The 22,084-nt window shown below is 64.8% G+C and carries 7 protein-coding genes; 2 read left to right on the top strand and 5 right to left on the bottom strand.

Going from position 1 to position 22,084, the window contains the following annotated elements:
* Positions 1-112: 112 nt before the first annotated feature.
* Positions 113-12,130: a hemagglutinin repeat-containing protein gene (locus FHS28_RS05475; RefSeq protein WP_184294192.1), complete on the top strand. Its 12,018-nt coding sequence runs from the start codon at positions 113-115 to the stop codon at positions 12,128-12,130.
* A 13-nt stretch (positions 12,131-12,143) separates the two neighbouring features.
* Positions 12,144-12,431: a hypothetical protein gene (locus FHS28_RS05470; protein ID WP_088448723.1), complete on the top strand. Its 288-nt coding sequence runs from the start codon at positions 12,144-12,146 to the stop codon at positions 12,429-12,431.
* Between the two features lie 490 nt (positions 12,432-12,921).
* Here FHS28_RS05470 and FHS28_RS05465 read toward each other — a convergent pair whose 3' ends face one another.
* The 5 genes from FHS28_RS05465 to FHS28_RS05445 all read right to left on the bottom strand — a co-directional run bounded on the left by FHS28_RS05465 (position 12,922) and on the right by FHS28_RS05445 (position 22,074).
* Positions 12,922-16,347 (bottom strand): amidohydrolase family protein, encoded by a 3,426-nt coding sequence (locus tag FHS28_RS05465; protein ID WP_221193713.1) that lies wholly within the window; start codon positions 16,345-16,347, stop codon positions 12,922-12,924.
* Positions 16,348-16,500: 153 nt separating this feature from the next.
* Positions 16,501-18,396, bottom strand: coding sequence for an AAA family ATPase (locus FHS28_RS05460; RefSeq protein WP_088448724.1), 1,896 nt, complete (start codon positions 18,394-18,396; stop codon positions 16,501-16,503).
* Positions 18,389-18,631, bottom strand: a complete 243-nt coding sequence (locus FHS28_RS05455) for a hypothetical protein (RefSeq protein WP_088448725.1) — start codon at positions 18,629-18,631, stop codon at positions 18,389-18,391. Before FHS28_RS05455 ends, FHS28_RS05460 begins: the two co-directional genes overlap by 8 nt.
* Before the next feature lie 500 nt (positions 18,632-19,131).
* Positions 19,132-21,234: an elongation factor G gene (gene fusA, locus FHS28_RS05450; protein WP_088448726.1), complete on the bottom strand. Its 2,103-nt coding sequence runs from the start codon at positions 21,232-21,234 to the stop codon at positions 19,132-19,134.
* Between the two features lie 81 nt (positions 21,235-21,315).
* Positions 21,316-22,074 carry a dienelactone hydrolase family protein gene (locus FHS28_RS05445; protein WP_184294190.1) on the bottom strand — a complete coding sequence of 253 codons (759 nt, stop codon included), beginning with the start codon at positions 22,072-22,074 and terminating at the stop codon, positions 21,316-21,318.
* Positions 22,075-22,084: the final 10 nt, after the last annotated feature.

Below are 22,084 nucleotides of genomic sequence, written 5' to 3'. Positions count from 1 at the left end.
GCGGGCGCGCCGTGAGATCGCAGGCACAAAGGCGCAAGCCGGCGATGCATCGGACGGTGAGCCACCGCGACGGTTGTCGTGGGTTGCCGGCCTGGGCCTCGTGGCGGCCGTGATGGTCGCAGCCGGAGCGCCCGCGTCCGGGTGGGCGGCGTCCGGCCGACTGGCCGCGGTGGTGGCTGCGGCGAAGGCGCAGACCCAAACACTGGCAGGCGCCGTGCGGCAGACACGTGTTGTCGCCGATCCGTCTGCTCCCGGCAACCAGCGTCCCACGGTGCTGAGGGCGCCGAATGGCACGCCCCTGGTCAACATCCAGACGCCCAGTACGGCGGGCGTGTCACGCAACACCTACGGCCAGTTCGACCTGGGGCCGGACGGCGTCATCCTGAACAATTCCCGGACCGATGTGAGCACGCAGCTCGGCGGCTGGGTGCAGGGCAATCCGTGGATGGGTCGAGGCGAGGCGCGGGTCATCCTCAACGAAGTCAACAGCAGCGCCCCGAGCCAGCTCCATGGCTATGTGGAAGTGGCGGGCCGGCGTGCGGAAGTCATCATCGCCAACCCGGCCGGCATCCAGGTGGATGGCGGCGGATTCATCAATGCCAGCAGTGCCACGCTGACGACGGGAATGCCGCGCCTGGATGCGGCGGGCAACGTCAGTGGCCTTGCCGTGCAGGGCGGTCTGATCCGCATCGACGGGGCGGGCCTGGATGGCAGCTCAACCGACTACACCGCGCTGTTGTCGCGGGCGGTGGAACTCAATGCCGGGTTTTGGGCCAAGAACGCGCGCATCCAGACGGGGACGCAGGTGATGTCGGCGGAGACGGCCGTTGCCGCGGCTGCCGCAGGTTCAGGGATGGGCGCCAACGGCGAACCCATCGGGGGGGAGACGCTGCCTGCCAGCGGCGACCGGCCCCGGTACGCGCTGGACAGTACCGCGCTGGGCGGCATCTATGCGCAGCGCATCACGCTGGTCGGCACTGAGGCCGGCCTGGGGGTGCGGCAGGCCGGTCAGATGGTGGGCGGGCAGCTGACCCTGCGCCTGGATGGCTGGCTGGACAACACCGGCTCGGTCTATGCGCAGCAGGCCGACGCGTCGGGCGCACCGACCTTGCAGGTGTCTTCGGGGCAGGGCGTGCGCAATGGCGGTTGGATGGCCGCCCAGGGCGGTGTGGCCGTTACCGCGCCGCAACTGCAATCGACTGCTGTGAGCGTGACCGCTGCCGGCATGGCGGCCGATGGAACGGTGGGCAACGGGCCCGCAACGCTGACGTTGACCGCCAGCGGCTCTCAGCAGCAGTCGGGGCAGTTGCTTGCGCCGACGCTGATCGACGTGCAGGCGCCGTCCGTGGATCTCATCGGCGCGCAGGCCAGATCCGCCGCCGTGGCGGTGGCCGGCGACCAAGTCTCCGCACGGGGCGCCACGCTGCTGGCTTCCGACAGCCTGTCGGTGACGGCGCGCACGTTGGCCGACTTGTCCAACAGCCAGGCGCAGGCCACCACTGTGCAGGTGACCGGCGGCGACGTCCGGGCGGACGGGGCTGCACTGTCCGCTTCCGGCGGGCTTGAAATGGCTGCGGGGGATCGGCTCTCCGCGAGCCGAGCGTCCCTCATGGCGGACACCCTTCGCTTGTCGGCCCATCAAGCGGACCTTTCTGGCGGCGAGTTTCTGCAGATGGGCTCCCGGGCCCTGACCCTGGGCCTGGACGGCGCGCTCACAGCCGATGGTGCACGTATTGCCACCCATGCCAGTGACCTGAGCGTGAGTGCAGCATCGATCAGCGCGCGCGATGCCCGCTTCGAGCATTACGGCACTGGCAGCCTTTCACTGCGCAGCGCCATCCCAATGGTCGGTCACCGGCCGGATGCGATCGATGCTGCAACAGTGCAGGCGAAGGCTGCTGTGCTGGATCTCAGCGGCGCCCAATTGATGACGGGCGGGCGCTTCGCTCTGGTCGCCGGAACTGCATCGCTGGACCGGGCCGAAGTGATGGCCCCGTCGGTGGACTGGATCACCGGACAACTCTCCCATCAGGGTGGCCGTACGCAGGTGTCGGGGACGGAGGCGTCGCGCATCGTGAGCCTTGGCGCGTTGGACAACCGGCTCGGCCGCATCGAATCGAACAGCAGCTCGTTGACGCTCCAGGGCGCGGTGATCGATAACCGGGCAGGCCTGCTGTCGTCGGTCGGAAACCTGAGCTTGGACGGCCAGAGCCTGAACAATCAGGCCGGCGTACTGCTGGCCAATCAGACGCTCACCATCGGTGCTGTGCAGCGTCCGACGCTGCTGGACAACTCAGGCGGACAACTCGGTGCGGCGGATGTCGCATTGACCGCAGCGCAGGTGCTCAATGCCGGCGGACTGATTTCCGCGACTCAGACGGCAACGGTGGATGCCGCCGCATGGCAGCACGGCGACGGGCGCCTGGAAGCCACGACGCTTGCCGTGGATGCCAATCGTTGGGAAGGCGCCGGAACCGTCTATGCCCGGGGCCAGGCGACCTTCACAGCGGGCCTGCTGCAAACCGCCGGGGTGCTGGGGGCGGGCGGTGCACTGCAGGTGCGAGCAGGGCAGGTGTTCGCGTCCGGACTGATCGCGGCCGGCTTGCGCGCCGATGGCACGTTGAGACCAGCAGGCGAAGGGCAAGCAACGACTGATCCGCAGGCGGTGCAGCCAGTGCAGGGCGGGCTGACCCTGCAGGCTGCCGCGTTGTCCAATGCGGGAGCCCTGCAGAGCAGTGGGGCGGTGGATGTCGATGTCACCGGGGACTTCAACAATACGGGGAGCATTTACGCGTATGGCGCGGCAGCCATTCGCGCGGGTCATCTGATCAACCCAGGGACCGTGGCGGCGCAAAGCGATCTGACCGTCAGCACCGATCGCTTGACTGGCGGTGGCGGATTGGCCGCCGGGCTGCGCGGGGACAACACGCTGGCGGCACAAGGCACGCTGAACGTCACTGCGCGTCAGCAGTTGGAGTTCAGCGGCGCCATGACCTCCGTGGGTGAGCTGTCGGCGACGGGGGCATCGCTGCAACTGCAGGGAGCGCAACTGCAGTCCCGCACGGTGAATCTGCGGGCGACTGAGGGCGACCTGTCGCTGGACGGTTCCACGGTGGCGGCCAACGGCTTGTCGCTGAGCGCCGGGCAGGACCTCATCACCTCCCGCGCGCTCATCAGCGCCGGGCAGATGCAACTGGCCGCTCGGGACTGGATCAATGCGGGCGGGCGTGTCACCCAGACGGCGGCTGACGGTGCGCTCGTCTCGACGCTGTCCCGCGACCTCAACAATCAGAACGGCATCATCGAATCCACGGGCCGCACGTGGACCCTCAGCGCAGCGACGGTCAACAACACCGCCGGTCGCCTGGCCCAGGCGGGTGGCGATCTGACACTGTACGCAAACACCTGGAATGGTGCACAAGGGCAGGTGCTGGCGGTCGGCTCGCTGGACTGGACGGTGAACGGGGCCCTGACGCTCGCGGGTGCCACCACTCAGGCCGACGCCGTTCACATCCAGGCGGAGCATCTGACCCATGACGGCGGCCAGATGGTCAGCGGGCAGGCCACGCGCCTGGACGTGACCGGTGCGCTGAGCAACCAGGGCGGCACGCTGGCGGCCGGCAGCGCTTTGACCATAGACGCTGGACGGGTGAGCAATGCTGCAGGCGGGCTGATGCAGTCCGGAAGCGTTCTGGAGATTCACACGACGGGTCTGAACGGATCGTCCGGGCTGGTGGGTGTGGATGGGCTCGACAACCAGGGCGGACGGCTGCGTAGTGGCGCGGACATGCTGCTGACGGTGAGCCGTCTCGACAACCGCGGCGGCTGGGCGGGCAGCAGCGGCGCGATGACCGTCCACACCACCGAAGGGGTGCTCAATGCCCAGGGCAGCCTGCTGGCGCAGCAGGCGTTGGGGTTGACCGCGGGCATGCTGGACAACCAGCAGGGACGGATCGCCAGCGGTGGTGGGGCGGTATCGCTCGCCACGGCGGGACTGCTCGACAACACCCAGGGGTCTGTGCTGGCGACCGGCGCGCTCACGGTCCAGACCTCGGGCCTGACCAATGCTCGCGGAGAACTGTCCGGCACCACTGTGTTTGTGGAGACGCAAGGACAGGCGTTCAACAACCGCGCCGGCAAGGTGCTGTCCAGCGAAGCGATGACGGTGCGCAGCGGCGCCCTGGACAACTTCGGCGGTCTGCTGCAGTCGAGCCAGACGCTCACCCTCCAGACCGGCGGTGCGGCACTGACCAATACGCTGGATGCGTCTGTGCTCACACCCACCGGACTGCGGTCCCAGGGGACGATGCAGGTTGACGCAGGCGCGGTGGAGAACAGCGCAGGCATCGGCGGCGCAGCGGTCACGCTGAACGCGGCATCGCTTACGAATCGCCAGGCGGTGTCCGGCCAGACGCTGGCGCTGCACCTCGCAGGCACGCTGGACAACAGCGCCGGCCAACTGGTGGGTCTGCAGAGCACCAACGTTACTGCGGGAGACATCCTGAACCAGGGTGGCCTGATCTACGGCGGCCACACCTTGGACCTGCGTGCGAGCGGCTTGCTGGACAACCGCGATACGTCGGAGAGCGGCCACCCCATACCAGCCACCCGGCAGAACTCACAAGCCGGAAGCCAGGGCTTGCAGGATGCCGATTGGCATTCACAAGCTGCCAACGAGGGCATCCAGGGAGGGACGGTAACGGTCTCAGCGTCTCAGGTGGACAACCGCGCCGGTCAGTTCCTCGCCAACACAGACCTCCGCATCACGGCCACCGAGTCTCTGGACAACAGCGGGGGTGTACTCAGTGGGCTGGGCAGGACCGTGCTGGGGGACGGCCGTCCCGAAGCACGCAGCTCGGTGCTGCGGCTGACCAACGCCAGCGGCAGGGTTTGGGGCGGCACCGGCCTGACTGTCAGCGCGGCCAGCCTGAATGACAGCAGCAACGGCGGCAATGGCAGCATTGGCGACAGTGGCACCGGCACTGGCGGCGGCGGCGGGGAATTTTCCAGCGGCGGCTCGCTCAGCCTGACGCTAGGCGGTGACCTGACCTACGGCACGGGCACCTTGCTGCAGGCCCGTGGTGACATCGGCCTGACGCTGGGCGGCAACTTCATCAACGAAGGCGTTTTGCGGGCCGGCGGTGCACTGGACATCCAGGCGCGCGACATCGACAACCGCGCCTCCGGCGAACTCAGCGGCGCGGAGACCCGCCTCACCGTCACGCAAGCGATCACCAATCGCGGCCTCATCGATGGCGAGCGGGTGACGGTCGCCGCCGATCAGCTCAACAACCTGGGCACCGGCCGCATCTACGGCAGCGACCTGACGCTCGCCGGCGGGCAACTCACCAACGGTGCCGAGAACGGCCAGGCGGCGGTCATCGCGTCACGCGGCGACCTCACCATCCACATGAGCGGGGCGGTCAGCAACAGCGCCGATGCCCTCGTCTTCGCCGACGGCGATCTGCGCCTGACGGCTGCCAGCGTCGACAACACCAACGCCACGCTGGAGGCCACCCGGATCCTGCAGATGGATGTGAGCGGCGCCATCCACAACCGCAGCATCCACGACGGCGCCGAGGCGCTGCCGCAGGACCCGAACGCCCCGCAGGTGCTGGCCAGCAAGGCCTTCATCAGCAGCGGCGGCGACATGCGCCTGACCACCGGCCAGCTGATGAACAGCGGAGCGACCATCGAGGCGCGCGGCAACCTGACGCTGAAGTCCGCCGACATCCATAACCTGAACCCCTACCTGAAATGGCAGACAGTGGCTGGCGCCACCACCACCGGCTGGGAGTTCCAGGCGCCGGGCAGCACGGTGCGCTACACGCCGGAGCAGATCCGCGTGCTGGCGGCGATGGAATTCACCGGCGAAGAATGGTCCAGTCGCTGGGGCAGCGATGCCCAAGGCTCCTTGGAACCATTCGTCTGGAAGTTCCACCCGCAGACCTCCAATTGGTCTCAGAACACCTACCACCGCAAGATGCTGTTGCCGTCCGAGCGCTACCCGAACGAGATCTTCGGGCGCTACCTGGGCGGCCTGGGCGGCGATGTGGCGGGCTCTGCCGCTCGATGGTTCACCTGGCGGCTCAGTGCCGATCATGTCTACACCTACCAGGACAACGACGGGATGGACCATGACGTCACGGTGCCGGGCGCGCATTACCCGGCATCGGACCGCATCTGGTCGGACTTCGGAGTGACCCCGGGGGACGACAACGCGCTGGACGCCGCCGTGGCCGTGTTCTTTGCGGATGCCAACAGCCGCCTGGTGGGCGACTTCACTGCGTTCAGCTACAGCCGCACCTCTGAAAGTGCCAAGGTCACGCAAAGCGCGGCGGGGCAGATCATCGTGGGCGGCACGCTCAGCGTGGAAGGCGGGCGCATCGTCAATGACATGAGCCGCATCATCGGCCGCGATGGGTTGGACATCCGGTCGGCCTCCATCGACAACCGCAGCACGCAGGTGGCAGTGAGCGGTTCTGAGCATGTGGATGTCTACCGAACCTACAACGCAGGCTCCAGCGATCCCAATACCGGCTACGACTACACCACCACCGACGCGGTGATCAATGGCACGGTGGTGCTGACCCTGCCGGAGCTGGGTGCAGCCGGCGCGGGGGCGGCAGCGGCCCCGGGCGGCCGCCAGCAAGCCGGCGCGGTGACGGGGACCGGTGGCGCGCAGGGGCAGAGCCTGGGCCAGGCCGCCGCCGTGCGTGCCAGCGACCACGGCCCGCTGGGCCATCTCGTGGGTGCGTCGCGTCAAGATGTGGACCGGGGCGAAGAAGCCCAGGCACGCCGCGCCATCACGATGGTTCGCCGGGCACCGGAGGGCTTGAGCACGTCCCTGCGGCCTGCAGCGACGGTGCAAGGCTTTGATGCCAGCGGACGGCTGCGTGCCGTGGCGGTGTCCCTGAGCCTGCCGACCAACAGCCTCTTCAAACTGCGTACGGACACCCGCAGCGGCTACCTCGTCGAGACCGATCCGCGCTATGCCAACTACCGCAACTGGCTGTCCAGCGACTACCTGCTCCAGGCCCTGGCGGTGGACCCAGCGACGGTGCAAAAGCGGCTGGGTGATGGCTTTTATGAGCAGCGCCTGGTGCGCGAGCAGGTCGGCCAGCTCACCGGCTCGAGCTTCCTGCAGGGCTACGCCAGCGACGAGGCCATGTACCGCGACCTGCTGACGAATGGCGCCAGCTTTGCGTCGGCCCATCAGCTCCGGCCGGGCGTGGCGCTGACGGCCGAGCAGATGTCGCAGCTGACCACCGACCTCGTGTGGCTGGTGGAGCAGTCGGTGACGCTGGCCGATGGCAGCACGCAGCGGGTGCTGGTGCCGCAGGTGTACCTGATGCCGCGTGACGGCGATCTGCAGGCCAGCGGGGCGCTGATTGCAGGCAACCGGGTGGACATTGCAATGAGCGGGGACCTGAACAACAGCGGCGACCTGCGGGCGTCCGAGGGCCTGCGGGCCACGGCGCAGAACATCGTCCACAGCGGCAGCATGCGCGGCACGCCACTGGCGTTGAGCGCAGCGCAGGACCTGCGCAATCTGGGCGGGTCCCTCACCGCGACCGACTCGATGAGCCTGAAGGCGGGCCGGGATCTGGTGGTGAGCACCACCACGGCAAGTGGCACCACGGCCACCAGCCAGCGGACGGTGCTGGACCGGGTGGCCAGCCTGACCGCGGGCGGGGTGATGGTGCTGCAGGCGGGGCAGGACGTGGTGCTGGAGGCGGCGAGGATTCGCCAGACCGGCCTTCCGGGCCTGCCGGGCCAGGCGGCGCTACTGGGCGCTCAAGGCGTTGAGGCCCTTCGCTCCAGCGGAGGAGTCCAGGGCGTGCCAGTCGTTCCGGCAGGACCAGGCACGCGAGGGGGGATGGCCAGCGATGCGGGTCGAGGCAGCCCCTTTGCTGAAGGAGGCATCCTCGTGCAGGCGGGGCGTGATCTCAAGCTCACCACCGTCCAGACTGCCAGCAGCGACCGCGCCACCTTCGACGCGAACAACCACCTCTACCAGGGCAACAGCCAGCAGGTGGGCACGTCCGTGGAGGCCAGGGGCAAGGTGCTGCTCAGCGCCGGTCAGGACCTGACGGCGCAGGGGGCTTCGGTCAACAGCGCATCGGCAGTGCAACTGAATGCCGAGCGGGATGTGCAATTGCTGGCGGGGCAATCGACCGAGTCACTGGATGAAGCGTCCAAGCACAAGGTCAAGGGCTTCCTGAACTCCACCACGACCACCACCAAGACGCAGCTGGAGCGCACCAGCGCTACCGGCACAACCATCTCTGGCGACACGGTGGCGGTCACGGCGGGGCAGGACATTCGGGTTCAGGGATCCAATGTGGTGTCCGACAACGCGACCGCCTTGCAGGCCGGCCGGGACGTCACGCTTGAGAACGCACTGGACACCCGCCAGAGCCACTCTGAACGCCAAGTCGTCACCAAGGGCCTGACGGGCGCGGGCGCCGGCTTCAGCATCGGCACGCGGGACCAGCGCAGCGGGCAGGACGCCATCACGCAAACAGTGGTGGCGTCCACCGTGGGCAGCGTGGGTGGGGATGTGTCCATCATTGCGGGCCGCAACTATTCGCAAGTCGGCTCCCTCTTGCAAACGCCCAAGGGCGATGTGGACGTGCTGGCTCAGCGGATCTCGGTCACGGCGGCGGCACAGGAGGGCCAGGACGTTCAGACGACCTCCTTCCGCCAGAGTGGTTTGTCCGTTTCGGTGAGTGCGCCCGTGATCAGTGCGATGACGTCCACCATGGACATGGCGGACAACATCGGCAAGGTCAGCGATGCGCGGATGCAAGCGCTGGGCGCCGCCTCCACCGCCATCAAGGCCAAGGAAGCGGTGCAGGCCCTGCAGGCCGACCCCAAGGCCGCAGGCGGCCTGTCCATCAGCATCACGGTGGGCTCGAGCCAATCCACGAGCCGCACCGAGACGACCACGACCACCCACCAGGGCAGCGAGATCACCGCCGGCGGCGACATCCGCCTGACGGCGCAGGGGGCAGGCGCGGACAGCGGCATCCACATCCAGGGCTCCGACCTTGCCGCCGCGCAGCGACTAGCTCTGAAGGCTGAAGGCGATGTGTCGCTGGTCTCGGCGCAGGACCGTGTCCGGCAAAAGAGCAGCAACTCCTCCAGCAGCGCCGCAGTAGGCGTGGCGATGGGGGTGGGCTCCAGCGGAGCGTCCATCGGCATTACCGCCAGCGCCAGCCAGGCGCGTGGCAAGTCCGACGGCGAAGACGTCATCCAGCGCAACACGCGTCTAGAGGGTCAGCAGGTCAGCATCAAATCGGGCGGGGACACCACGCTCAAGGGGGCGGTGGTCAGCGGCGACCAGGTGAAGGTCGCAGCCGGCGGCAACCTCAGCATCGAGAGCCTGCAGGACACCAGCAAGTTCAAGAGCGAGAGCATGCAGGTGGGCGGCAGTGCCACGATTGGTGCAGGCTTCAGCGGCAGCGTCAGTGGTGGGCAGAGCAAGATCAAGAGTGATTACGCCAGCGTCACCGAGCAAAGCGGCATCCGCGCCGGGGATGGCGGCTTCCAGGTGGAGGTCAAGGGCCACACCGACCTCCAGGGCGGCGCCATCACCAGCACGCAAGCGGCGGTGGTGACCGGGGTCAACAGCCTCGATTCGGGCTCGCTCACGTTGAGCGACATCCAAAACAAGGCGGACTACAAAGGCTCCAGTTACAACGTCTCGGTGGGTTTCGGCAAGAAGGAGGAGGGCGGCAAGAAGGGAGGCGAAGCGCCCAAACCGACCGACGGCTCCTACCAGTTGACCGAGGTGAAGCCGGGCGGCGCACCGGGGAACTCGGCGGGCTTTGGGTATTCCAGTGGCAGCGACAGCAGCGTGACGCAGGCCGGTATCAGCGGGGTGGCCGGAAATACCTCAGCACGCACTGGGGATGTCGAGACCGGGATCAAGCAGATCTTCGACAAGAGCAAGGTCCAGCAGGATCTGGCGGCGCAGGTGGCCATCACGCAGACGTTCGGGAAGGAGGCTTCCCAGCAGGTCGGCGACTTTGCGCAGACGCAGATGAACGAGGCGAAGGCGCTGCTGACCAAGGCGCAAGAGGAGAGCGATCCGGGCAAGAAGGCAGAGCTTGAGAAGCAGGCTGCGGCGATCGAGCGCGACTGGGGCGACCACGGCGTGCTGCGTCTGGCCGCGCATACGGTCATTGGAGGTCTCACCGGCAATATGAGTGGCGCTGCAGGTGCAGCGGCGGGCACGCTGACCGCGCCGGCGGTGGCCGATGCGCTCAAGAACGCTGGCGTGCAAGGGGATCTGGCCAAGAGCCTGACAGCCTTGGCGAGTACGGCGGTGGGGGCTGCGGTGGGTGGGGGCGCTGCGGGCGGGGTCACTGCATTCAACGAAGTGACCAACAATTATTTGAAGCATGCCCAGGTGCTGCAGAAGAAGGCTGAACTGGCGGCCTGCAAGACTTCTGCTTGCAGGGATGAGGTCAACAAGCGTTGGACTGAGATCAGTAAAGAGGCGAACAACGCGGCGCTCGACGCCTGCCTGAATGGATCGAAAGAAGACTGCCGTGCCAAGCTGAAGGAGGCAAGCACCGATCTCGAGGAGCTGCAAGCGAATCCCGACGGCAAAGGGCAGATGAAGTTTCTCGCTGAGTCGAGCAACAACATCAAACAAGTTGACGACAAGATCCGCACAGCGCTGGAGATCCTGGCCTACCGCGCCAATGAAGAAGTGAGCGCCACCTACGTGAGCCCTGCCGCACTCGCCAAAGCCGGATTGCTCTCTGGTGACGAGGCAGCGGAACTGGAGCGCCGGCGTCTTTCAACCGCGATTGACGTACTTGGATCTCTGGCCTTACCCGATTCCAAAGCGCCCAGAAAACCAATCAAGGAGCCCCCCGCCTCTTCGACAACGAAGCCGGGCACCTCCAATACAGCGGTGCACGCCGAGACACCGGTGCCGGTTGAGGTCAGTAGCAAGGTTTCTGTCCAGGAGCCCGAACTGCCCAAGACTGAATCGCCGGATAGGTCCGCGATTAACCCCTCCACGGCTAAGGGATCCGGTGCCGACAGTGAAGCCAGCACTCAGGCCGCGGGCAAGGAGACAACCGAGGCGGGGGCATCCTGCGCAAATCCGCCGCAGTGCTTTGTAGCCGGGACGTTGATTCACACAGTTGACGGACCCAAGCCGATTGAAAAGTTTGTCGGCGGCGAGCTGGTGCTGTCGCGACATGAGCATACAGGCGAGGCAGGTGTTCGACCCGTCGTGGCGACGGTTGCCACGAAGGATCAGCCGATCTATGAGGTAGTGATTGAAGATGTTCTTGGCAACACAGAGACGTTGCACACCACGGCGGAGCATCCGTTCTGGGTGGTTGCGAGGCCCGAAGATGCGGGAGAGGACGCTTCGGGAATGCGTGAGTCGCAGTGGGTGCGTGCTGCATCACTGACTCCCGGCATGCGGCTGGTTGATATGTTGGGGGCCGAACTAATCGTTCGCAGCCAATCCGCTGCGGAGCGGAGTGCGGATGTTTTTAATGTCGAGATTCAAGAGCATCACACGTACCATGTCGGAATACTTCGCGTATGGGCGCACAATGCACCATGCTGCAGTGGTGGCAACTCGCAACCGGAACCCGCTGCGAGCGAAAGGTACGAGTTAGTTGGTCCGACGAAACCCACTAACTGGGATTCATTGACGAGCCATCCGGATTCTCATGCATTGGCTGTACACGGCGGCGCTGTAACAGATGACCAACTCATCGTTCGTGCTCGTACCGGCATCAAACCTGATGGAAGTGCCGGGCCGATTCCAAAACTTGCGTCAGCCTTCTATTCGGATGACTTGTTGATTGAAACGGATCAAGCAATTCGAAGTGGGGGGGCTTTGGCAAGAGCTATTGCGCGGCAGCCCGGGCAAACGGTAGTTCGAGTTGAAACGCAAGACGTAGGCGATCTAGGAAAGAATGTTGGCTATGGCTATGCCCGATTGGGTGGGACAGGTAATATGACCGCCAATGCGGCGGCGTCGGGGCCATTGCAGCGTGTGGATGGACTGAAGAGTGCTCAGGGTATCTATGAATTTAACCCGAATAAAGGCGTCTGGGAGACCATTACCGTCTATCCGGTGCCTCATTGAAGCGAAAACACAGATGAAGAAATATCCCTTGCTGAAGCAAATATTGCGCACGATTTTCAACGCTGAGGATGGGCTCGGTCAGGAAGCCTCAATTCGTTTATATCAGCGATCTTTTGGTAATGGTCAAAAAATTAAAGAGCTGGAGCTTGAGTTGCGCGATGCATTCTCGCAAACCGATTTTTCTTGGAAGGAAATGTTGTGCAATGATGAGTTTGAGGTGTGCTGTTTGGACTCCGAGAATGACGCGCGAGAACTTGCCCGAAAATTACTGTGGGCACCAATTTTTGATAAGCAAGATTAGTTTGGGGAAAATGATGACTGGGCGGTGCCGATTGAGCCTGGGCGCCGTATGCCTGGACTCAAATCGAGGCAGCCACCAAGCTTCGTTGGTGCCATTTTTGCGGAAAGCGGAAGCTCTCGCACATTTTCCAAATTGCCAACCCTAACTCCAGACGTTAGCAGGAGTGGAGTTGTCTGGCTCCGTGCGACTGACTTGAATGACTGCAGGTACGACTGGCGGGAACTCCTGGCTCGCCTGTCGTTCGAAGTTGATGAATTGACAGGCATGTGACCCTGGCAACGAAACTCTCGTCTATCCGGCGTATATTTAATTCCGGAATTGGCAACAAGGAATCTTTAAACGGGCCGTTGCTGGATCTGTAGCTAAAGAGCGCCTTGTTGCCGGCCCGGCATTTATTCCATAGGCAAATTTTCCAGCGACGGTGAAACAAAAAAAGCGCCTTGCGGCGCTTTTTTAGTCGCTGAGATCCCGGCTCTCCCCGGGCGCTCCCTCAATCCTCATGTCCATGCCCATGCTGCACCCCTGCAGCCTCGGCATCCACCGGCGCGGCGGCATCCCGGCCATCGAAGAAGAACGGCTTGCGCGCCTTCTGGCGCGGCCACACCTCATTCATCGTCGGCACGTCATACAGCCGCCCTCCCAGCATCACCTTGCTGATCCGGTCACTCTGGCGGATGTCCTTGAGCACATCCCCATCCAGAATCACCAGATCCGCCAGTTTCCCGGCTTCCAGCGACCCGATGTCCTTGTCCAGCCCCAGATAGCGAGCCGGATTCAAGGTTGCACTGCGCAGCGCCTCCAGCGGCGTCATGCCGCCCAGACCCAGCATCCACAGCTCCCAATGCGCTCCCAGCCCTTCTCGCTGTCCATGGGCGCCGATGTTCACCGCCACCCCGGCACGCTGCAATTCGGTCGCTGTCTTCGCCACCTGGATGACGTTGAAGTCCTCCTCCGGCGCCGTCTCACGGCGCACGCTGCGAGGCTCCAGCACGCTCTTGGGCACGAACTTGCTCAGGATCGGATGGCGCCACACATCCGTGCGGGCATACCAGTAGTGCTCCCCATCCAGCCCTCCGTACGCCACGTTCAGCGTCGGGGTGTAGCCCACCTGCGTCTGCGGCCACAGCTGCTTGACGTCTTCATACACCTTGGGCACCGGCAGCGCATGTTCCACACCGGTGTGGCCGTCCACCACCATGCTCATGTTCATCTGATAGAGGCTTCCGCCTTCCGGCACCACCATCATCTGCGTCTCGCGCGCCGCTTCCAGCACCTGCTGGCGTTGATCCCGGCGGGGCTGGTTGTAGCTCTTGACGCTGAATGCGCCCGCCGCCTTCAATCGATTGAGATGGGTTTTGGCGTCGTCCAGGCTGTTGATGACCGCAGAGAAATCCGCCTTTGCCCCATACAGCACCGTGCCGGTGGAGAAGATGCGCGGCCCCACCACACGCCCGGTGCGCTGCATCTCAGCCTGGGTGAAGATGTCACTGGTGCGGTTGGACGGGTCATGCAGCGTCGTCAACCCAAAGGCCAGCGACGCATAGTTGACCCAGCTCTGCTGCGGAATGATCTCCGTCTCGGCCATCGTGCCGTGCCAGTGCACATCGATCAGACCCGGAATGATCGTCTTGCCCGCGGCCTGCAAAGTCTGCGTGCCTGCAGGAATCGTCACCTCGGCCCGGCTGCCAATCGCCTTGATGCGGTCGTTCTCCACCAGCACCACGCCGTCTTCGATCACCTGATCCGGCTGGCTGGCCTTCATCGTCACCAGACGCGCGCCTACGATGGCGTAACGGCCCTGCGGCTTGTCGGCCACCAGCGTCGGGCCGATCCTGCGGCCATGCGCCTGCGGCTTGAATCCCGGGCGGGTCGCATCGGCCAGCGACACCGTGAACAGTTCATTCCCCAGCGCGTAATGCAGGGAGCGGCTGTCCGACGACCATTGCAGATCATCCCCCGCATTGACGTCTAGCTTCGTCACCGGCATGGCGTCCGCCTTCGGGCCCACCGTCAGCGGTTTGCCGCTGGGCGCCAGCGGCATCACATAGGTGTGGAAGCGTTCATTGAAGCCCAGGTATTGCCCGTCCGGCGACACGGTGAAGGTGGTGGCAAAGTCGCTTTTGGCCACGACTGCTTCTTCGCGGCTGTCCAGCGTCAGACGCACCAGCTGATGCAATGAATCCACTTCGCTGGTTTGCTGCGTCCGCGTCACATACAGGGTATTGCCGTCGGCGCCAAACTGCGGTGTGTCGCCATCCTTCGTCACCCGACGTGGCTCGCCCTTGCCATCCGCATGGGCGACATAGACGCCGGGTTCCATCCCGTTCCATGGCGACGTGAGGTAGCCCCCGCGTGCCTTTCGGTAAGCCACCATCTTCCCATCCGGCGAGAACACTGGATAGAGGTATTTGCCGGCCTCCGGCGTGATGACCGTCTCGCGGCCCGACGCCAGATCCAGCTTGCGCACCCGCGCCTGCTCGGCGTCATTCCAGCTCACAAAGACCAGTTCCCGTCCGTCGCGCGAGAAGCTCGGGAAGTATTCAAACCGATCGGTCTGCTGTGTCAGACGGCGGGCGTCTCCCACCGGTTGGCCATCCTTGAGTTCGTTCTGATAGAGGTAGCCCGCCGCGGAATAAACGGCTCGCTTGCCGTCCGGCGACACCCGTACCCAGCGCAGCATGCGTGAGTCAAAACGATCCGGCGCCACCTCCTGTGCAAATCGCACCGCCGGGCGGATCTCGCGTTCATCCTTCACATGGAAAGGAATCTCGGCAGCCGTCGACTGAAAGGGATCAATACGCCAGAGCTTGCCTTGTGCCCAGGCCACGACCTGCTTGCTGTCGGGCGTCCAGGCAATGCCGGGATACACCCCATGCACCGACCAGGCTTCCTGCAGATCCCGCTCCAGGCCTGTCCAGGCCGGCGTTTCGCGGCCGGTCTTGAGATCCTTCAGGAAGAGGGTGGTCTGGCTGCCAGCATCGGTGCGCAGACGGCGGATGAAGGCCAGATAGCGGCCATCCGGCGACGGCGTCGGTCGAATCGCGCCGCCGGGACCGGTGACAAACGCCTCGTTGCTGCCGTCCGTCAGGTTCTGGCGGTAGATGCGGAAGATCTCGCCATTGCTGTCCTTGTTGTATTCGAAGGAACGGCCAGGCGTGCTGTCCTGGGAGTAGTAGAAGAATTTGCCATCCGGCGACACAGCGGGCTCGCCCAGGTCTTTCTGCCAGTTCGGCTTCTCATTGAGCTGCTGCCCTTTGCCGCCCTCCAGCGAATACATCCAGATCTCACCGCTCCCCAGCGAGCGGGTGCCGGTGAAATGCTTGCGTGCCAGCAGGTATTTGCCGCTCGGGTGCCACACCGGGTTGTTGAGCAGTCGATAGTCCTCGGTCGAGATGGCCCGCGCCTGGCTGCCGTCCACATTCATCACCCAGATGTTGTCGCCGCCGCCGGCATCGGAGACAAACGCAATCTGCTTCCCATCCGGCGAGAAGCGGGGCTGCATCTCCCACGCCATGGAGTGGGTGAGGGCCTTGGCTTCTCCGCCGCCGATGGGCATCAGATAGAGGTCGCCCAGCAGGTCGAACACCACCTGCCGACCGTCCGGACTGACGTCCACCGACATCCAGGTGCCGGTGTGCACATCCAGTTGCGCCGTGCGCTTCTCCCCAGGGGGCGCATTCACATTCCATTTGGTGGATGTGGCGGATGCACCGGCCGCGGCCGACGCGGCATCCGAAGCGGCCATCGCCGCCGGCGGGGGCGTCTCGGTCGCTGCATGCACCTGGGTCATGCCGAGTGCGGCAGCGCACAGTGTGACCAGGCCGACAGCAGCGGCAGCGGGCGGCGCCATCAAAGCAGACACGCCCGCAGAGGCGGGCGTGCGAGAGAACAGACGGGACAGCGAAGGGGTGGTCATGGTCAGGCAAGGCGCTTGAGCAGCGCGGTCTGAAGGATGCTCGAGAGAATACCCAGCAGGCCGGTGAAGGCCATGCTGGTTTTCTCGACCATGACGAATGGCAGTTTGGATAGCGCCCAGACTGACCCTCCACCCCTGACGCTCAGGCCCGGATCAAGCCCGGCGCCGCTCCGCCGCACCCTCACGAAAAGCCGCCAGCTGCCGTGCATACGGGTCCAGCGCATCCTCCGCCATTTCCAGCGTCAGTCCGGTGACCGCCACAAACCGATCCGGCGTGACTTCTCCCACCGCCAGCAGTTCATCCACCAGCGACAGCAGCAGCGCCCGATGCTGATTCAGCAGCGCCATCGCCCGCACATGCTGTGTCTGCAGGAGCGATTCAATCGCTTCATTGCTGGGGGTGACGTCGGTGCAGAGGTTCACCTCGCTGTCTTCCACGACATCGGTGCGCGCGATGCGATCGCCGAAACCGAGATGCCGCCACATGCGCGCGGCCGACTCTGTGGCCTTGCGCAAGTCGCTTTCCGAACCGCTGGAGGCCAGCGCCGGTCCGAAGACGAGATGCTCCGCTGCACGGCCCGCGAGGCTGGTGCACAGCCCGTCGAGCATGTTGCCCCGGCTCCAGACCTTGCGCCCGCTGTAGCTGTTGTAGCCGCCTTCGAAGCTGGCCACGTGGATCTTGATCTCACGCGGCGCCCGCCCGAACAGCAGCGCATGCACGAGGCCATGTCCCGCTTCATGCACAGCCAGCAGCGCCCGGAAGTCCGCATTGTTGCGTTGCCGCAGCCGTGTGATCTCGAATGGTGCGGCAATCGCGTGGGTCTGCCCCCGCCAATGCGCCAGCAACTGTCTGCTGTCGGCGGTCAGACCGATGCTGTCGCCGCGGTCCGCGCCCTGCGCCAGCGCCCAGAGCGCCGCCTGAGCCAGTCCGGAGCCCACAATCGCATGCAGCGATGAAAACAGCGGACGGGTGCCCTGCGCCGGGAACACCCCATTGGCGTAGATCTGCTGACGCACGCTCGCGTCGATGTCGAAGTGCAGGCCGCAACGGATCTGGGCCTCCTGCGCGTAACGGTCGCAATGCAGGTGGATCAATTGCTCGTACGCCTTGCGCGACAAGGACGGATAGATGACATGCTCATTGCCAAGCCGCGCCACCTGCTCCGGTTTGAAGCGGTTGTTGAGCGCCTTCTTCATGTCGATGACGTTCAGCTTGCGGGTCCAGGCATGGAAGGTGTCGGCATCGCTGTCGCAGTCGTCCACGCTGGTGGCCAGGTCCTGATAGGCCTCGTCCAGGTTGCCGCAGACGAAGATGAGCAGACGGCTGTAATCCGTCTCCCACTGCATCTGGCTGCTGTCCCGGAAGTCACGCAGGCGCTGCTGGATCTGATCCGGCGTCCAGGCCATCACCTCCATCAGCGGCTCGTCGAGTTTGAGCAGACGCCGCAGTTCCTGCGCCTCCCAGCTGCTCAGCCGAAAACGCAAGGCAGTGTCGACCGGGCCCGCGCGTTCCGCGTCATACGCCGACTCTGCCAGCGAGGTTTCAATGGTGGACAGCAGCGTCAACGACGGCGGGAGCCGCCCGTCGGACAGCAGGGCCCAGACGTCCTGGAAGCGCTCCAGCTTCACCTCGCCGCGTTGCGCGTCGATGGTGCGGAAGCGCTGGAATTCGTCCAGGGCCAGAATGCCGGGCTCGCCTTCCTGAATGCCCGATTGCGTCAGCATGCCCGAGATCGACTGTGCCGACCGCCAGCTGGCGCCATTGGAAAAACCGTCCATCTGCACCTCCAGGAAACGGTCGTAGAAGCCGAGCAGCTGGGCGAGTCTGCGCACCAGTTGCGTCTTGCCGGTACCGGTCAGGCCCCAGAGGCAGACGATCACCGGCCGCGTGACGAGTTCCGGCAGCACATACCAGGCGCGCACCGCATCAATGACGCGGTCAATGATGTCGTCAATGCCAAAGAGTTCCTGCTTGAGCTGCATCGCCACGCTCTGCAGATGTTCATGTCGCTGCGTCAATTGCTGACGCCAATCACGGGAATCATTCATCCCAGTCCTCCCTGCGCAGCAGCGTTTGAAGCGCCACGCGATCTGCACGGCGCTGGGCGCCGCGACTTTGAATGTGTTCACCCGCGCCGCGCATGCCACGTTGACCCAGGGCCCGCGCCACGGGGTCTCGCGCCACCGGGCTGGTTTCGAGCAGCAGGCTCATGGGTTGTTTCATGCGGCGCAAGGCCTTGACCCGCCCCTCCTGGAGGGCGCGGGAACGGAGTTGTGCACTCATTCGGAATCCGATTGCAAACGCCCCGGCTGATGGAAGCGGCCGCCATGCGCGAACGGATGCCGTGAACCGGATCTGAGCCGGCAGGCGGGTCTCGATTCGTTGGCAGGGCAGGGCCGAGCAGGACTCAGCAGCGGGGCAGGCATGCCGCGCGGTCTGAAGCCGTTGTCTGAAGATCGCGAGATCAGCAGGATGGGAGGGGCGATGCGTCATCCTCGCCAGATGAGGCCAGGGGATGACGTGTAATGGCCCTCAGGCCCATCAGAAACGGTTCAGCCGGGGCTCGGGAACCGTGTTCAGCCGATCGTCGCGAAGGTGAACAGGGAGGACATAAAAAATCTCCGTCATGCGGGCGCTGTCGTGGGCGCCTTCAGCAATGGGGGCGAATAATGCGTGCCACGTTTGCAATGCGCAAGCAGCAAAAAGGGGGTGCGTTGCATCAAGCCAACGCACCCCCGCAGTCATTCATTCACGCTCGAGCGTGAATGAGCGCAATGGATCGATTACTTCGCCCGTGCAGTCACGATGGCGTCCGCCACATTCTTCGGAGCTTCCGCGTAATGCTTGAATTCCATCGTGTACGTGGCGCGTCCCTGAGTGGCCGAACGCAGCGTGGTGGAGTAGCCGAACATCTCGGACAGCGGCACTTCCGCCTTGATGATCTTGCCACCGCCCACCATGTCGTCCATGCCCTGGACCATGCCGCGGCGGGAGGAGAGGTCGCCCATCACCGTGCCCGCATAGTCCTCTGGCGTTTCCACTTCCACCGCCATCATCGGTTCCAGAATGACCGGGCTGGCACGGCGGCAGGCTTCCTTGAAGCCCATGGACGCGGCCATCTTGAACGCGTTCTCGTTTGAGTCCACATCGTGATAGGAGCCGAAGGTCAGCGTCACCTTGACGTCCACCACCGGATAGCCGGCCAGCACGCCATTGGGTAGGGTGTCGATCACGCCCTTTTCCACCGCAGGAATGTATTCGCGCGGCACCACGCCGCCCTTGATGGCATCGACGAACTCAAAGCCCTTGCCGGCTTCCTGTGGCTCGACCGTCAGCACCACGTGGCCATATTGGCCCTTGCCGCCGGACTGGCGCACGAACTTGCCTTCGACGTCCTGCACGGCTTTGCGGATCGTCTCGCGATAGGCCACCTGCGGTTTGCCGACGTTGGCCTCCACGCTGAATTCGCGCTTCATCCGGTCCACGATGATTTCCAGGTGCAGCTCACCCATGCCGGAGATGATCGTCTGGCCGGATTCTTCGTCGGTGCGCACGCGGAAGGAGGGATCTTCCGCCGCGAGGCGGCCAAGTGCCAGACCCATCTTTTCCTGATCGGCCTTGCTCCTGGGTTCCACCGCCTGGGAAATCACCGGCTCGGGGAAGACCATCTTCTCCAGGGTGATGATCGCTTCCGGGTCACACAGCGTCTCGCCGGTGGTGACGTCCTTCAGCCCGACGCAGGCCGCAATGTCACCGGCCAGGATCTCCTTGATCTCTTCCCGCTGGTTGGCATGCATCTGCAGGATGCGGCCGATGCGTTCCTTCTTGCCACGCGTCGGGTTGTAGACCGAATCGCCCGACTTCAGGATGCCGGAATACACCCGCACAAAGGTCAGCTGGCCGACATAGGGGTCGGTCATCAGCTTGAAGGCGAGGGCGCTGAACTTCTCGTTGTCATCGGCCTTGCGGCTGACCGGGTGTTCATCGTCATCGGTGCCGTTGACCGGCGGGATGTCGATCGGGGAGGGCATGAAGTCAATGACGGCATCCAGCATGCGCTGAACGCCCTTGTTCTTGAAGGCAGTGCCGCAGAGCATGGGCTGGATCTCGCCCGCAATGGTGCGACGGCGGATCGCCTGCTTGATGGTGTCCTCGCTCAGCTCGCCGGTTTCGAGATACTGGTTCATGGTGTCTTCGTCGGCTTCGGCAGCCGCCTCCACCATCTTCTCGCGCCATTCCTCTGCCTGCGCGCGCAGCTCGGCGGGAATCTCCTCATAGCTGAACTTCATGCCCTGGGACGCATCGTCCCAATAGATGGCCTTCATCTTCAGCAGGTCAACGACACCTTTGAACTGGTCTTCCGCACCGATGGGCAGCACGACCGGCACGGGGTTGGCGCGCAGGCGGTCCACCATCATCTGGCGCACCCGGAAGAAGTCGGCGCCGACGCGGTCCATCTTGTTGACAAAGGCCAGGCGGGGCACCTTGTACTTGTTGGCCTGACGCCAGACCGTCTCTGACTGGGGCTGCACGCCGCCGACGGAGTCATAGACCATCACCGCGCCGTCCAGCACCCGCATCGACCGTTCGACTTCAATGGTGAAGTCCACGTGCCCCGGGGTGTCGATGATGTTGATGCGGTGCTCAGGCAGGGACAGGTCCATGCCCTTCCAGAAGCAGGTGGTCGCGGCCGACGTAATGGTGATGCCGCGCTCCTGTTCCTGCTCCATCCAGTCCATGGTGGCGGCGCCGTCATGGACCTCGCCGATCTTGTGGTTCACCCCCGTGTAGAACAGGATGCGCTCCGTCGTGGTGGTCTTGCCGGCATCGATGTGGGCCGAGATACCGATGTTGCGATAGCGCTCGATGGGGGTCTTGCGAGACATGGCGGACTCCAAAGGGGTGAATGAGAGCAAAGCCTGAACAATGTAACCAGAAGCCGGTGGGTCTGCCACCGGCACCGGCAATCACCCGGCGAGGGCGGGGGTGCCTGCGGAAGCGGTGGTGCCTGCACCGCCCGCATGCAGGTGCCGGGTCAGGAAGCGCCGGCTGCGCTCGTCGGCCAAGAGGGCGGCCGCCGCGTCGAAGTGCTGACCGCCGCGCCGGGCAAAGCCGTGGCGGGTGTCTGGATAGGTCAGCAGCAGCGTGCCGGAGACGGCAGTCAGCCAGTCCGTCATGGCTGCCTGCGTGGGACCCGGGATGAAGTCATCCTGGGCTGCGAGATGCACCAGCAGCGGACAGGCGAGCGTATGGGCCTCATCCAGATACCGCTCGATGCCGACGCCGTAATACACCACCGCCGCGTCCGAACGGCAGCAGGCGGCCACCCGGTAACTGAGCAGCCCACCCAGGCAGTAGCCGACGCAGCCCACCTTGCGGGGGCCGCCTTCCATCTGCCGCAGCCAGTCCATGATGTGCTGCAGGTCGTTGGTGCCGAGGTCGGCATCGAAAGAGCGCCCCAGCGCGAACGCCGCTTCGCGCTGGTCGGGGTCATGTTCGGAGAACAGCGCCCGCGGCCTTTGTCGCCAATAAAGATCCGGGCAGAGGGCATGGAAGCCTTGCGCGGCCAGCCGGTCGCAGATCCGCTGCATGTCCGTGTTCACGCCCAGCATCTCATGCAACACGACCACGCCGGGGGCGTCGGGGTTCCGGGCCAGCGACAGATAGGCATCGATGACGCCCGGCTGCCCGTCCGGCCGGGGAAGACACAGATTGAAGCGCTGCAAAGTGATGATG

Origin of the sequence: Roseateles terrae (assembly GCF_014192155.1) — a bacterium.
In the GTDB taxonomy this organism is placed as follows: domain Bacteria; phylum Pseudomonadota; class Gammaproteobacteria; order Burkholderiales; family Burkholderiaceae_C; genus Roseateles; species Roseateles terrae.
Note: the sequence above shows the minus strand (reverse complement) of the source record. Positions and strands in the feature narration are given on the sequence as shown.

Coding starts and splice junctions, on each gene's coding strand:
- FHS28_RS05475 (WP_184294192.1), top strand. CDS start 113: ATGGTCGCAGCCGGAGCGCCCGCGTCCGGGTGGGCGGCGTCCGGCCGA.
- FHS28_RS05470 (WP_088448723.1), top strand. CDS start 12,144: ATGAAGAAATATCCCTTGCTGAAGCAAATATTGCGCACGATTTTCAAC.
- FHS28_RS05465 (WP_221193713.1), bottom strand. CDS start 16,347: ATGACCACCCCTTCGCTGTCCCGTCTGTTCTCTCGCACGCCCGCCTCT.
- FHS28_RS05460 (WP_088448724.1), bottom strand. CDS start 18,396: ATGAATGATTCCCGTGATTGGCGTCAGCAATTGACGCAGCGACATGAA.
- FHS28_RS05455 (WP_088448725.1), bottom strand. CDS start 18,631: ATGAGTGCACAACTCCGTTCCCGCGCCCTCCAGGAGGGGCGGGTCAAG.
- fusA (WP_088448726.1), bottom strand. CDS start 21,234: ATGTCTCGCAAGACCCCCATCGAGCGCTATCGCAACATCGGTATCTCG.